The sequence below is a fragment of the Pseudomonas extremorientalis genome (genome assembly GCF_001870465.1).
Taxonomy (GTDB): Bacteria; Pseudomonadota; Gammaproteobacteria; order Pseudomonadales; family Pseudomonadaceae; genus Aquipseudomonas; species Aquipseudomonas extremorientalis.
Genome location: NZ_MDGK01000063.1, coordinates 122,291 through 135,070 on the forward strand (window position 1 = coordinate 122,291; position 12,780 = coordinate 135,070).

General features: G+C 59.6%; 13 protein-coding genes. 9 read left to right on the top strand and 4 right to left on the bottom strand.

All coding sequences use genetic code 11. The features are described 5' to 3' along the window. Positions 1-38: 38 nt before the first annotated feature. The 3 genes from phaZ (at position 39) to BFN10_RS27545 (ending at position 3,304) form a co-directional block, all read left to right on the top strand. Positions 39-884 (top strand): poly(3-hydroxyalkanoate) depolymerase, encoded by an 846-nt coding sequence (gene phaZ / locus BFN10_RS27535; RefSeq protein ID WP_071492376.1) that lies wholly within the window; start codon positions 39-41, stop codon positions 882-884. Positions 885-973: 89 nt separating this feature from the next. After that, positions 974-2,656, top strand: a complete 1,683-nt coding sequence (gene phaC / locus BFN10_RS27540; protein ID WP_071492377.1) for a class II poly(R)-hydroxyalkanoic acid synthase — start codon at positions 974-976, stop codon at positions 2,654-2,656. 27 nt (positions 2,657-2,683) lie between these two features. Beyond that, positions 2,684-3,304: a TetR/AcrR family transcriptional regulator gene (locus BFN10_RS27545; protein ID WP_071492378.1), complete on the top strand. Its 621-nt coding sequence runs from the start codon at positions 2,684-2,686 to the stop codon at positions 3,302-3,304. A 36-nt stretch (positions 3,305-3,340) separates the two neighbouring features. Here the strand turns inward: BFN10_RS27545 and BFN10_RS27550 are convergent, their stop codons facing one another. After that, positions 3,341-4,015 (bottom strand): response regulator transcription factor, encoded by a 675-nt coding sequence (locus tag BFN10_RS27550; RefSeq protein WP_231999479.1) that lies wholly within the window; start codon positions 4,013-4,015, stop codon positions 3,341-3,343. Between the two features lie 368 nt (positions 4,016-4,383). Here BFN10_RS27550 and BFN10_RS27555 point away from each other — a divergent pair, with 368 nt between their 5' ends. From BFN10_RS27555 to BFN10_RS27580, 6 genes are all read left to right on the top strand, one after another. Further along, positions 4,384-4,965 carry a fimbrial protein gene (locus tag BFN10_RS27555; protein WP_071492379.1) on the top strand — a complete coding sequence of 194 codons (582 nt, stop codon included), beginning with the start codon at positions 4,384-4,386 and terminating at the stop codon, positions 4,963-4,965. A gap of 93 nt (positions 4,966-5,058) precedes the next feature. Next, positions 5,059-5,847, top strand: coding sequence for a fimbrial biogenesis chaperone (locus BFN10_RS27560; RefSeq protein ID WP_071492380.1), 789 nt, complete (start codon positions 5,059-5,061; stop codon positions 5,845-5,847). After that, on the top strand, positions 5,844-6,602 hold the full coding sequence (locus BFN10_RS27565) for a fimbrial biogenesis chaperone (protein ID WP_071492381.1): 759 nt from the start codon (positions 5,844-5,846) through the stop codon (positions 6,600-6,602). Before BFN10_RS27560 ends, BFN10_RS27565 begins: the two co-directional genes overlap by 4 nt. 140 nt (positions 6,603-6,742) lie before the next feature. Beyond that, positions 6,743-9,286, top strand: a complete 2,544-nt coding sequence (locus BFN10_RS27570; RefSeq protein WP_071492382.1) for a fimbria/pilus outer membrane usher protein — start codon at positions 6,743-6,745, stop codon at positions 9,284-9,286. A gap of 56 nt (positions 9,287-9,342) precedes the next feature. Next, entirely contained in the window at positions 9,343-10,281 is a 939-nt protein-coding gene (locus BFN10_RS27575) for a fimbrial protein (protein ID WP_071492383.1), read from the top strand. Between the two features lie 21 nt (positions 10,282-10,302). Further along, positions 10,303-10,830, top strand: coding sequence for a fimbrial protein (locus BFN10_RS27580; RefSeq protein ID WP_071492384.1), 528 nt, complete (start codon positions 10,303-10,305; stop codon positions 10,828-10,830). Between the two features lie 72 nt (positions 10,831-10,902). Here the strand turns inward: BFN10_RS27580 and BFN10_RS27585 are convergent, their stop codons facing one another. The 3 genes from BFN10_RS27585 to BFN10_RS27595 form a co-directional block, all read right to left on the bottom strand. Then, positions 10,903-11,841, bottom strand: coding sequence for a phasin family protein (locus BFN10_RS27585; protein ID WP_071492385.1), 939 nt, complete (start codon positions 11,839-11,841; stop codon positions 10,903-10,905). 12 nt (positions 11,842-11,853) lie between these two features. After that, a complete protein-coding gene (locus BFN10_RS27590; protein WP_028615406.1) occupies positions 11,854-12,276 on the bottom strand; it encodes a phasin family protein in 423 nt (140 codons plus the stop codon). 105 nt (positions 12,277-12,381) lie between these two features. After that, positions 12,382-12,657 (bottom strand): polyhydroxyalkanoic acid system family protein, encoded by a 276-nt coding sequence (locus BFN10_RS27595; RefSeq protein WP_071492386.1) that lies wholly within the window; start codon positions 12,655-12,657, stop codon positions 12,382-12,384. Positions 12,658-12,780: the final 123 nt, after the last annotated feature.

A 12,780-nucleotide genomic window follows, 5' to 3' on the forward strand; every position in this document is an offset into this window, starting at 1 on the left:
GACCGCATTCCGGCTGTAACACTTCACAGGGTTTGAGCATGCCGCAACCGTTCATCTTCCGTACCATCGACCTGGATGGCCAGACCATCCGCACGGCGGTACGCCCGGGCAAGCCTCACTTGACGCCGCTGCTGATCTTCAATGGCATCGGCGCCAACCTTGAGTTGGTGTTTCCGTTCGTCCAGGCGCTGGACCCGGACCTGGAAGTGATCGCCTTCGATGTGCCCGGCGTGGGCGGTTCGTCGACACCCAATCGACCGTACCGCTTTCCCGGTTTGGCCAAACTCACCGCGCGTATGCTCGATTACCTGAACTATGGCCAGGTGAATGCCGTTGGCGTGTCCTGGGGCGGCGCGCTGGCGCAGCAGTTTGCCTATGACTACCCGGAGCGGTGCAAAAAGTTGATCCTCGCAGCCACGGCGGCGGGTGCAGTGATGGTGCCGGGCAAGCCAAAAGTGCTGTGGCTGATGGCCAGCCCGCGCCGCTACATCCAGCCGTCCCACGTGGTGCGCATCGCGCCGATGATCTACGGCGGTTCGTTCCGCCGCGATTCGAAACTGGCCGCCGAACACGCCAGCAAAGTGCGCTCGGCCGGCAAGCTCGGCTACTACTGGCAACTGTTCGCCGGGTTGGGCTGGACCAGCATCCACTGGCTGCACAAGATCCGCCAGCCCACCCTGGTGCTGGCGGGGGACGATGACCCGCTGATCCCGCTGATCAACATGCGCATGCTCGCCTGGCGCATTCCCAATGCACAGTTGCACATCATCGATGACGGCCACCTGTTCCTGATCACCCGGGCCGAAGCCGTGGCGCCGATCATCATGAAGTTTCTTGAAGAGGAGCGCATGCGCGCGGTGATTCATCCGCGACCGGCCGTGTAAGGACCACACCGCCGCGCAACTTGCCAGGAACCGACTATGGTTCTGAATTGGCGTGCCTGTTTGATGGCTTGACGAAGGAGTGTTGGCTCATGCGAGAAAGACCCGTGACGAACCCGGCGCCCACACCCGCCGCGTTCATCAACGCGCAAAATGCGATCACCGGCCTGCGCGGCCGGGATTTGCTGTCGACGCTGCGCAGCGTGGCTGCCCATGGCCTGCGCAACCCGGTGCATACCGTTCGGCATGCCTGGGCGCTGAGCGGGCAACTGGGCCGCGTACTGCTCGGTGAAACCGTGCACGAACCCAACCCCAACGACAGCCGCTTCAACGACCCCACCTGGAAGCTAAACCCCCTGTACCGCCGCAGCCTGCAGGCCTATCTGAGCTGGCAGAAGCAGACACGTCACTGGATCGATGACAGCACCCTCAGCGACGATGACCGGGCCCGTGCGCACTTTGCCTTCTCATTGCTCAACGATGCGGTCTCGCCGTCCAACACCCTGCTCAATCCGTTGGCGGTCAAGGAGCTGCTCAACTCCGGCGGCAACAGCGTGGTGCGCGGGGTGACCAACCTGGTCGAAGACCTGCTGCACAACAATGGCCTGCCACGCCAGGTGAGCAAGCACGCTTTCGAAGTGGGCAAGACGGTCGCCACCACCCCCGGTTCGGTGGTGTTTCGCAATGAGCTGCTGGAGCTGATCCAGTACAAGCCCATGAGCGAAAAACAGTACGCCAAGCCGCTGCTGGTCGTGCCGCCGCAAATCAACAAGTTCTACATTTTCGACCTGAGCCCGGCCAACAGCTTTGTGCAGTACGCCCTGAAAAACGGCCTGCAGACCTTCATGATCAGCTGGCGCAATCCGGATGTGCGGCATCGCGAATGGGGCCTTTCCACCTATGTCGCCGCGCTGGAGGAAGCACTCAACGTCTGTCGCGCGATCAGCGGCGCCCGCGAGGTCAACCTGATGGGCGCCTGCGCCGGCGGCCTGACCATCGCCGCGCTGCAAGGCCACCTACAGGCCAAGCGCCAGCTGCGCCGCATCTCCAGCGCAAGTTACCTGGTGAGCCTGCTGGACAGCCAGATCGACAGCCCCGCCACCCTGTTCGCCGACGAGCAGACCCTGGAAGCCGCCAAGCGTCGCTCCTACCAGCAAGGCGTGCTCGACGGCCGCGACATGGCCAAGGTATTTGCCTGGATGCGCCCCAATGACCTGATCTGGAACTACTGGATCAACAATTACCTGCTGGGCAAGGAACCACCGGCCTTCGACATCCTGTACTGGAACAACGACAACACGCGCCTGCCCGCCGCCTTGCACGGCGACCTGCTGGACTTCTTCAAGCACAACCCACTGAGCCATCCGGGCGGCCTGGAAGTGTGTGGCACGCCCATCGATTTGCAGAAGGTCACGGTGGACAGTTTCAGCGTGGCCGGCATCAACGACCACATCACGCCGTGGGATGCGGTGTATCGCTCCACTCAGTTGCTGGGCGGCGAGCGGCGCTTCGTGCTGTCCAACAGCGGGCATATCCAGAGCATTCTCAACCCGCCGGGCAACCCCAAGGCCAACTACGTCGAGAACCTCAAGCTGAGCAGCGACCCACGCGCCTGGTATTACGACGCCAACCACGTCGAAGGCAGCTGGTGGCCGCGTTGGCTGGAATGGATCCAACAGCGTTCCGGCGTACAACGCGAAACCCTCACCGCCCTGGGCAACCAGAATTACCCACCGATGGAAGCGGCACCGGGCACTTACGTGCGCGTGCGCTGAGCTCAACGATCACCTTAAGAAGACTGGATGAAGACCCGCGACCGTATCCTTGAATGCGCCCTGCAACTGTTCAACCAGAAGGGCGAACCCAACGTGTCGACCATGGAGGTGGCCAATGAAATGGGGATCAGCCCCGGCAACCTCTACTACCACTTCCATGGCAAGGAGCCGCTGGTCCTGGGGCTGTTCGAGCGTTTCCAGAATGAGCTGGCACCCCTGCTGGACCCACCGCCAGACGCGCAATTGGAAGCCGAGGATTACTGGCTGTTCTTGCACTTGATTGTCGAGCGCATGGCGCATTATCGGTTTCTGTTTCAGGACCTGTCGAATCTGGCAGGGCGCCTGCCGAAGCTGGCCAAGGGCATTCGCAACCTGCTGACGGCGCTGAAACGGACCCTGGCGTCATTGCTGGCGCGGTTGAAGACGGCAGGACAACTGGTCAGTAGCACCCAGGCCCTGGGGCAACTGGTGGAGCAGATCACCATGACCTTGCTGTTCTCCCTGGATTACCAACGGATTCTCGATCGTGAAGGCGAAGTACAGGTGGTGGTTTACCAGATCATGATGCTGGTGGCGCCCCATCTGCTATCGCCGGCACGCCAGACAACTGAGCAATTGGCCCTGCGTTATCTGGACAGGCCGATTTAAATACTCGCGCAAGTCAAACATTCAAACCACGCGGCGTTAATCAGGACGACCAAACTGCTTGGTAAACATAAAAAGCTCACTGTCAGTCCTGATACCCAACTTCCGATACGCCGACTGTTTTTGTGTACTGATAGTACTCGCGCTACGCGAAAACTTTGCCGCAATTGAATTCACGGACATTCCGTCCAGAAAACAACGCAGGACCTCCTGTTCCCTGGGGGTCAAGGCGCCGCTCAATCGTACCGGCAGTGCATTTTCAAGTGTCGACTTGATATTCTCCCGTGCCAGAACAGACTCTCCCTCCCGCAGCACCGACAACATGCAACGCTGCAGGTAAATCCGCCCCTGGGCGACAGTCCGAATAGCCACGATCAATTCCGTGAGGTGTTCGGTCTTGCCCAGCACTCCAAAGCTCCCGGCCTTCAACGCCAGTATCACCGTTGCGCGCGTGCAGCGGGATGACACAACGAGCACCTTGCAACGTTTGAAACGCCTGCCCAGCATCTGGATCAGGCCGAGGCCATCGATGTCTGACGGCCCCAGTGTAAAGTCCATCACCACCACATCCGCAGGTTGTTGGCCGAGCGCATCAAGCAACTCCCTGGATGTGCCGAAGGACCCGATGACCTCCAGGTCGGGCTCTTTGCGCAGGCCCAGTTCAATTCCCTGCCGAACCATTTCATGATTATCCAGCAACATGATGGTGTGCATTTCAGACACCCGGAAGTTCGCTCAAGTAAGTAAAAATTAGTACACATATGCTCGTTGCACGAACAGTGTATAGCGCAGCCTTTTTCGTGAATCAATCCATCAAAAACAGCCAACATGCGCCTGACAAGTTATTCCTACATACATGTCTTACATTGAAACCCTACAGACACCACCACATACAATTGTTTTAATTAAAATTTTAGACTTCGAATATTTACGAGATAAATCTCGTGACCTGTCGATAGGCAAAAATAACGTTCCCAGCCAAATTACTGCCACCTGCCATTCGGTAAAAAAACGAAACAAATTACCGATGCAACACTTCAATGTGTGGCGGGTTACTCAGATAACTCACGATTGGGAACACTATGAAAGTCAACGTTTTCTCCACCCTCGCCGTAGTACTCGCCTTAGCCGCGGCGGTTTCGCAGCCGGCACAGGCTGCCAACGACGGAACCATCAACTTCACCGGGTTGGTGAGCGATACGACCTGCACCATTGAAGGCGCAGCGCCAGGCACCGGCGCCGTGGTCAAAGACGTCAACCTCGGTGGCGTGTCCGCCGCACGCCTGCAGAAACCGGGTGATCGCGCCAACCTGACCGGCTTCACCATCCGCATCGGCGCACCTGGCGAAGGTGGCTGCACCAACGGACGCACCGCAATGGTTGCATTCGACCCTACCAGCCCGGCCATTGATGTGGCGACCGGGCGCTTGAACATCGACGGCTACGATGACCCGTCCGACACCACCAACGCCAAGAACGTACAGGTTGAGGTGACCAACCGTAATGGCACTCCGATCAACGTTTACACGGAAAAATCCGAAGGTGTGGTCATCGCCGACAACCAGGCTGTCATCCCATTGGCCGCACAGATGTACGCCAGTGGTGCCGCGACTGAAGGTACTGTCAAGACCCGCGTCGGCTTCATGGTCGTGTACGCCGATTGATAGAAAAGCAGGCCCGCTCTGGCGGGCCTTGCGCGCAACGGGCCTGCCGCCGCCAGGCAGGCCCACCCGCTTGATTCGAAGAGAGCTTTGAGCATGAAAAAGCTGGCCTGCCTCGTGCTTTACACCTGTGGTGTTGTGGGGTTATTGCTGCAAGCAGTTCCCGCCCGGGCCGGGGTCATTATGCATGGCACCCGCGTGATCTATCCCGCTGACCAGCAGGAAGTGGTGGTACGCCTGGAGAACAAAGGTGACCGTCCAGCGCTGGTACAAGCCTGGCTGGACACGGGCGATATCCGCTCGACGCCGGCGACGGTACGCACGCCATTTACCCTGTCGCCACCGATTTTCCGCATTGAGCCCCACCAGCAGCAGGCGCTGCGGCTGCGCTATACCGGAGCGGCCGCAGCCCCCGATCGCGAAAGCCTCTACTGGCTGAATGTGCTGGAAGTACCACCGCTTACCGCCGGTACCGAACAAGGCAACCAGATCGAACTGGCATTTCGGACTCGCTTGCGTGTGTTCCTGCGACCACAGGCATTGCCCTACTCCGTAGCCAGTGCTGCGTCAAAGCTGCAATGGAAACTGGTCGCACATGAGCATGGCTACGCCCTGCAAGCCACCAACCCCACGCCATATCATGTTTCCCTGAGTTCGGTGGATTTGCTGAACGAAGGAAAACGATTCACTAAAGCACCAAACAAAGAGGCCAACGACAGCCTGATGATGCCGTGCGGCGACGTGAAACTGTTTGCACTGCCATTGTTGCGCGAATACCCCACCGGAGCGCTGAACGTCGAATTCACCGCCGTCAGCGACTTCGGTGCCCGCGTGCGCCACTCGGCAAGCGTCACACCGCCAGGCGCCAGGCGATCAAAACCATGAATGCCATTTTCACTTCACACTGGGTGGCCCGTCTCATTGCATTGACACTTGCGCTGTCTGGTGCCGCCGCCGGGCACGCCAGCGTGGTCATTGGCACCACTCGGATCATCTACCCGCAGCGCGACAAGGAGGTGACGGTCAGGCTCGAAAGCAAGAACCAGGCACCCGTGCTGGTCCAAGTCTGGCTGGACAGCGGTGACGAACACTCGACCCCGGATAGGGCCACGGTGCCGTTTATCGCCACGCCGCCGATCTTTCGCATGGATCCAGGCAAGCAGCAGGTCGTACGCCTGGCGTACACGGGCGACACCTTGCCCACCGAACAGGAAAGTCTGTTCTGGCTCAACCTGTTGGAGGTGCCCGCGCACTCCCAGGAGGCCAATCAGTTGCAACTGGCCTTCCGCTCGCGGATCAAGCTGTTTTTCCGACCGTCGAACCTGCCTTCCGGGGTCGACGCGGCGCCGGGAAAACTGCAATGGCGGCGTGAATCGACCGCGCAAGGCCAGGTACTGGAGGTCTATAACCCCACGCCTTACTACGTAACCTTCGAACAGGTCGAGTTGCTGGAGTCCCGGCAGCGCCATCCACGCAAGGCCGCGTCTTCAGGTGCTGGAAACATGGTGGCGCCGGGTGATCGCACGCGCTTCGAACTGCCCAGCCTCAAAACCCCACCAGGCAGCGCCGCCACCGTGGAGTTCCAGACACTCGACGACTACGGAGTGCGCAATACCCACAGTGCCCGGGTCTCGACATGACCCCGAGAGGTGCCTAGCGCCGTATTGGCCCGCCCCCCGCTACTGACCTCACTGCACACGTTCGTTTGATGCCCGGTTTTCAGGGTAGGGCTTCCCATTGCCCAAATTCGGACAGCCCCTATTTTTTGGAAGTGGTACACATGAGTTTTGTCACCCGCGCCAGTTTAAGAAACTGGCCTTTTGCGCGTCATCAATTGATGCTTGCGACGCGCTGCCTTTTACTGATGAGCAGCGCCTATGCTGTGGGCGCCCAAGGTGTCGAGAATGTCAGGTTCAACCCGGCCTTCTTCCCGGATGGGGTTGGCGGCCAACAAGTCGACATAGGCAAATTCAGCCAGGGTAACGTCGTGCTGCCCGGCAGCTACCGCACCGACGTTTATCTCAATGGCCAATGGATTGGGCGCGAAAGCCTCACGTTTGTCGCGGTAAAGGGCCGAGATTCCGCACAGATGTGCCTGGAGCGGGATGTCGTGCTCAGGTTTGGCATCGACTTGGACGCGGCACAAGCTCAACCCACCGAAGCCAGACAAACGCCCACTCCCGCGTTTGCACCCTGCGAAGACATCTCAACCTACCTGCCGGGAAGCACCGGTCAATTCGACTCGGGCGAAAACCGCCTGACCCTGCAGGTTCCTCAGATCTACCTGGCACGTAAAGCGCGCGGTTATGTCGACCCCAGGCACTGGGACGGCGGGGTCGATGCGGCTTTCGTGCGCTACAACGCCAACACCTTTGAGACCCGCACAAATGGCCGCTCCGTCGACGCTCATTACCTGGGCCTGAATACGGGGCTCAATCTGGGAGACTGGCACTGGCGCCACAGCGGCAGCTTCAGCCAGACCGATACCTCCTCGGGCTATCAGCGCAGCAGCACCTATGTGCAGCGCGAGTTGAGCCCGCTGCGATCACAGATGATGCTCGGCGAGATCTATACCCCAGGCGAACTGTTCGACAGCGTGCGCCTGCGTGGCGCCAGCCTGTTCAGCGATGATCGGATGCTGCCGGACTCTCAGACCGGGTTCGCCCCGGTCGTGCGCGGCATCGCCGAGACCAATGCACGGGTTACCGTGCGCCAACGGGGCGTGTTGTTGGATGAAGTGTCGGTCGCTCCTGGCCCGTTCGTGCTCAACGATTTGTTTCCTACCGGTTATGGCGGCGACTTGACCGTCACGGTGACCGAGGCAGATGGCCGTCGACGCGAATTCATAGTGCCATTCGCCGCCAACGCCAATCTGCTGCGCACTGGCCACAGCCGCTATTCCCTTAGCGTCGGCAGGATGGATGAAATCGGCCTGCGCCACCCCCCAAGGCTCGTACAAGCCACTTACCAGCACGGCCTCAGTAACCTGGTGACCGGCTACACCGGGACGGTGGCAGGTGACGACTACTTGTCGCAATTGCTGGGCGCGGCATTCAATACCCCGTATGGCGCGCTCTCCCTTGACCTGACCCACTCAGATGCAACATTACCGGGCCACGGTTCACGCCAGGGGCAAAGCGTGCAGCTGCGCTACAGCAAGAACTTCACCGACACCGGCACCCACTTTGCCCTCGGCGCCTACCGATACTCCACGCAAGGCTTTCTGAGCATCGCCGACGCCGCACGGGTTCGCGACCTCGCCATCGGCGGGCACAACTTGGATAACGTATCGCGTCTGCGCGACAGGATGGACATCAGCCTCAATCAAAGCTTGAGCAACGGCACGGTCTACCTGACCGGATCCTCACAAAACTACTGGAACCGCAACAGCGGCAACCTGACCTTTACCACCGGTTACAGCGGCAACTGGAAGGGCCTGCGCTACACCCTCAGCGCCCAGCGCACCAAGGATCTGCTGAGCGAGCGGGTCGACAAGCAAGTGGAACTGACCCTGAGCCTGCCCTTAGGCAGCGACGCTCGCTCCCCCACCCTGACCACCACTGTCTATCGCGGCGATCAAAGCAGCGGTGAACGGATGAACCTCGGCGGCACCCTGGGCGAGCGCGGCCAATTCAGCTACGGAGTAGGGGGTAGCCGTACGCAGGGCCGCAGTAATTCGGTCTCTGCCGACATGAAATACCAGGCCAGCCACGGCGTGCTGTCGGCAGGGTTCGGCCAGAGCAACGCCTACCGCGCAACGTCCCTGGGCATGACCGGCGGCATCGTCGCTCACGCAGGTGGTGTGATTTTCGCACCGGAACTGGGCGAAACCATTGGCATTGTCCAGGCCCCAGGCGCACAAGGTGCGCGGATCAATGGCAATCACGGCGCCCAGGTCGGCAAGGGCGGGTATGCCGTGGTGCCGTACCTCACACCTTATCGCCAGAACGTGGTCGAGTTGGACCCCAAGGACCTGTCTGTAGATGTGGAACTCAAGAGCGCCGCGCAAAACGTCGCCCCCCGTGCAGGCTCGGTGGTGAAACTGCACTTCGACACCGTCAGCGGCCAAGCCTTATTGATCTCTGCATTACGCAAGGATGGCAGCCCGCTGCCCTTCGGTTCCGATGTGTTCGACGAGAATGGCGACAGCGTCGGCGTGGTCGGCCAGGGTGGCAAAGCCTTTGCGCGCGTACCGCGCTCCCACGGGGTGCTGGCGGTGAAGTGGGGCTCCGAGGGAAACGCTTCCTGCCGGCTTCGTTACGACGTCAGTGGACAACAGGGCGCCAACCGCTTGCTTCAGGTGGACGCAGGTGCATGCCAATGACTGCGGCCCGCCGTTCATCCCGTGTTTACACAGCCACTTTTCACGATGGACTGAAGATGAAACAACACCTCCCCTTCCTGGCGGCACTACTGGCCCTGGGCACATCGATCACTGCACAGGCGGCCTGTGACAGGTACCCGGATGCAACGCTGACCCTCAATACGGCCACGACAATCAGCGTGCCGGACAGCATTCCTGTCGGCGGCGTGATCCTGCGACAGGCGTTCAACGGCACATCACCCGGCTTCACAACCCATTGCTGGGGGCAGACGCTGAGGACGATTACCGGGCGCTACGCACGCGATCTGTACCCCGGCACACTCATCTATCGCACTGAGGTACCCGGTATCGGTATCACGGTGTCGATGACATGGGCCGATGGCGGGCCGGCAAACTTCGGGCTCTTCAGTCAGAGCACCGTTATGTACCCTGGAAAAGTCCAAAGCTTCACCTCGGCGCAAGTCACGTTCTACAAGATGGGCACAGTGGCAGACGGGACCATACCCAGTGGGAGCCTCTGGGAGGACAGGTGGCATAACGTCCCGGAAAGTTTTCGATTGGTGTTCGGCAACGCCATACGTTTCATCCGGGCTCCCGCCACTTGTGACCTCGCCGCCGGGGACGTCAACCGCCTGATCACACTTGCCCCGATCAATGTCGGCGATTTGAAAGACGCACCGTACGCCGGCGTTCAGAACTTCGATCTCACCGCCAATTGCACCGACGCTGGCAGCGTCACCTTTCGTTTTACCGGGACGCCCGCGCCAGACAACACCGCACTGTTCGCCAATACGGGCACCGCCCAAGGCATAGGGCTGTGGCTCTACTCACGCATCAATGGCGTGCCTCAGACCATCAGCGTCAATGACCAGCGCACGGTGACGGTGTCCGGTGATCGGGCGGTCTTGCCGCTCAGCGCCGCGTACCACAAAAACGGCAGGGTCAGCCCAGGCACTCTGGCTAGTACCGCCACCGTCAGCATTACCTACAACTAACTGAAACCCGAGGAAAACCCGATGTACCTTCGAAGCATTCCCTTGCTGATGGCCATGATTGGCGGACTCGTCAGCCTCACCGCCCACGCCGCGACTACCGGCACCTTGAGTTTCGCCGGACAAGTCAACGCCGGCACCTGCAACCTGGCAGCGGGCGACGAAAATCGGAACATTACGTTGCCAACGATCAAGATTTCCGACCTGGACGCGAGCCCCTCCGCCGGCCAGCTCGACTTCGAGGTTACCGCCGACTGCGAATCGGATATCCGTAACGTGATCTTCCTATTTGCCGGAACACCCGCCGTGGGCAACGGCGAGTTATTTGCCAATACCGGCGGCTCAAAAGGCACTGCGCTGTGGCTGACACATCGCGCGCCCACCCTTTCGACCATCCCCGCCAATGGCACCCCTGAGCAGCGCAGCCGAACTGTGGCGACGAACGGCAACAAGGCCGTACTTCCCCTCGCGGCGGCTTACCATAAGACTGGTGAAGCCATCACTCAGGGCAGCCTGGTCAGCGCGGTCACCGTTTCCATCACTTACAACTGACGAAACGGCCTTAAGGGCGCAAAAAAATGCCCGACCTTCGTAGGCCGGGCATTTTTCGTCTCCTGGAAAAAATCAGGACTGACTGGATGGCGTCGGGGTTACCGGCGTTGCAGTCGGGGTCGCAGCAGCAGGGGTCGGCGCGGACACCGAGTTGGCTGTGGAGGCGGTTGGCGCAGTAGCAGGCTTGGCAACAGCTGGCTTCGGTGCTGCTGGTTTTTTCGCTACCGCAGGCTTCTTCGCGGTGGCTGGTTTTGCCGCTGGCTTGGCAGCCGGTTTCGCGGCGGCCGACTTGGCGGCTGGCTTGGCCGCTGCGGTTTTGGTCGCTGGCTTGGCGGCAGGTTTTGCTGCTGGTTTTGCAGCAGCCTTGGCTGCGGGTTTAGCCGCTGGTTTAGCGGCTGGCTTGGCAGCAGCTTTCGCAGCGACAGGCTTGGCAGCGGGTTTGGCTGCAGCAGTTTTGGCGGCTGGCTTCGCAGCAGCCTTGGCCGCTGGTTTGGCGGCCGGCTTGGCGGCGGCTTTTACCAGAGGCTTGGCGGCAGTTTTCGCAGCCGGTTTGGCCGCTGCTGTTTTAGCGGCAGGCTTGGCAGCAGGTTTGGCGGCTGCGGTTTTCGCCGGAGCCACTTTGGCGCCGGTGAGTTTTTCAATTTGCCTGGTCAGGGTATCGACCTTGCTGTGCAGCGTTTTGAGTTCAGCTTTACTCGGCACGCCCAGTCGCGAAACGGCACTGGCGAGGCGCTTGTCGAAAGTCTGTTCCAACTTCTCCCAAGTGTCAGCAATGCTGGATTTGGCAGAGCCGGCAGTTGCCTTGGCCGCTTCAACTTTTTTTCCAACCGTGGTTTTGGTCAACTTCTCGGCCTTCTCGCCGTCCTTGACCAAAGTCTCGAAGTATTTGCCGCCGTCACTGCTAACCTTCGAGTACACGCCTAAACCAGCAAGCCAGATCTTACGGGAATATTTTTCAACTTCCCCGACCCACGAGCTGCCTTCTTTCTGAGTAGTCTTTTTAACAGCCATCCCGATGTCTCCTTAGTGTTTACGCGCGACACGTTCTAGCAATGTCGTCAGCTCTTCGAGCTTAGCAGAGAGTGTCTCAACGTCATGTTTAGACGCAATGCCGATTCGATTCAAGGCACTGGCAACGCGAGTATCAAAAGCTTTTTCAACTTTATCCAGCTGAACTTCTACCAGACCTTTGACTGCGGAGACATTACTCTTTACTTGGTCAATCTGACTGTTGGCGGCCTCAAGTTGTTCAACTGCAACTTTTTTGCCTTTGCTTTCAACATGTTGCCCAGTTTTAACCAGCTCTTTGAAGTACTCGCCGCCCTCGCTTCCGACCTTGGCGTAAGCCCCCAGACCCGCCAACCAAATCTTGCGGGCATAGGACTTGACCTCGCTCAGGGTGGTGGTCTGGGCGTCGATTTTTTTCTTCAGGATAACTTTGGCCATGGTGCACCTCACGCAGAATAGGGGGGAGGAACGGCCCACAGGAGTTGAGGGCTTGGGCACAAAGTAGGCGGGAAAATTAGAATCGGCACCCTAAGAACAATGGGATCACGCCAGCGCCTTATCCAGGGCCTTTTCGATTTCGGACTTGATGGTGCCACTCATGGCCGACATCAACAGCCCCAGCTCCACATCAATGCGCAGCGAATCCTCAGCGACTAATACCGTGCCTTTAACCCCCGAACGCTTGAGATTCAAGGTATCGCCGGACCACGACGGCTCCAGGCCGTATTGCTCCTTGAGTTTGTGCGCCAACTTGTCGGCCTTTGCCCGCGCGCCCTCTTTACCCAGGGAATGTGCACGCTCAACAGTTATACGGGCCATTGCAATGACTCCTCTTTATAGGGACTTGGATACCTTCGATGCGGCAAAAGGTCTCGCTGACCGCCCATCTTACCGTCAGCCTTGCCAAGACAAAGCAGGCCTTGGGGATTATCATGTCCCGCA

What these genes read in the sequence shown, in the direction of transcription:
- phaZ (WP_071492376.1), top strand. Translation starts at nt 39, where the DNA reads ATGCCGCAACCGTTCATCTTCCGTACCATCGACCTGGATGGCCAGACC.
- phaC (WP_071492377.1), top strand. Translation starts at nt 974, where the DNA reads ATGCGAGAAAGACCCGTGACGAACCCGGCGCCCACACCCGCCGCGTTC.
- BFN10_RS27545 (WP_071492378.1), top strand. Translation starts at nt 2,684, where the DNA reads ATGAAGACCCGCGACCGTATCCTTGAATGCGCCCTGCAACTGTTCAAC.
- BFN10_RS27550 (WP_231999479.1), bottom strand. Translation starts at nt 4,015, where the DNA reads ATGCACACCATCATGTTGCTGGATAATCATGAAATGGTTCGGCAGGGA.
- BFN10_RS27555 (WP_071492379.1), top strand. Translation starts at nt 4,384, where the DNA reads ATGAAAGTCAACGTTTTCTCCACCCTCGCCGTAGTACTCGCCTTAGCC.
- BFN10_RS27560 (WP_071492380.1), top strand. Translation starts at nt 5,059, where the DNA reads ATGAAAAAGCTGGCCTGCCTCGTGCTTTACACCTGTGGTGTTGTGGGG.
- BFN10_RS27565 (WP_071492381.1), top strand. Translation starts at nt 5,844, where the DNA reads ATGAATGCCATTTTCACTTCACACTGGGTGGCCCGTCTCATTGCATTG.
- BFN10_RS27570 (WP_071492382.1), top strand. Translation starts at nt 6,743, where the DNA reads ATGAGTTTTGTCACCCGCGCCAGTTTAAGAAACTGGCCTTTTGCGCGT.
- BFN10_RS27575 (WP_071492383.1), top strand. Translation starts at nt 9,343, where the DNA reads ATGAAACAACACCTCCCCTTCCTGGCGGCACTACTGGCCCTGGGCACA.
- BFN10_RS27580 (WP_071492384.1), top strand. Translation starts at nt 10,303, where the DNA reads ATGTACCTTCGAAGCATTCCCTTGCTGATGGCCATGATTGGCGGACTC.
- BFN10_RS27585 (WP_071492385.1), bottom strand. Translation starts at nt 11,841, where the DNA reads ATGGCTGTTAAAAAGACTACTCAGAAAGAAGGCAGCTCGTGGGTCGGG.
- BFN10_RS27590 (WP_028615406.1), bottom strand. Translation starts at nt 12,276, where the DNA reads ATGGCCAAAGTTATCCTGAAGAAAAAAATCGACGCCCAGACCACCACC.
- BFN10_RS27595 (WP_071492386.1), bottom strand. Translation starts at nt 12,657, where the DNA reads ATGGCCCGTATAACTGTTGAGCGTGCACATTCCCTGGGTAAAGAGGGC.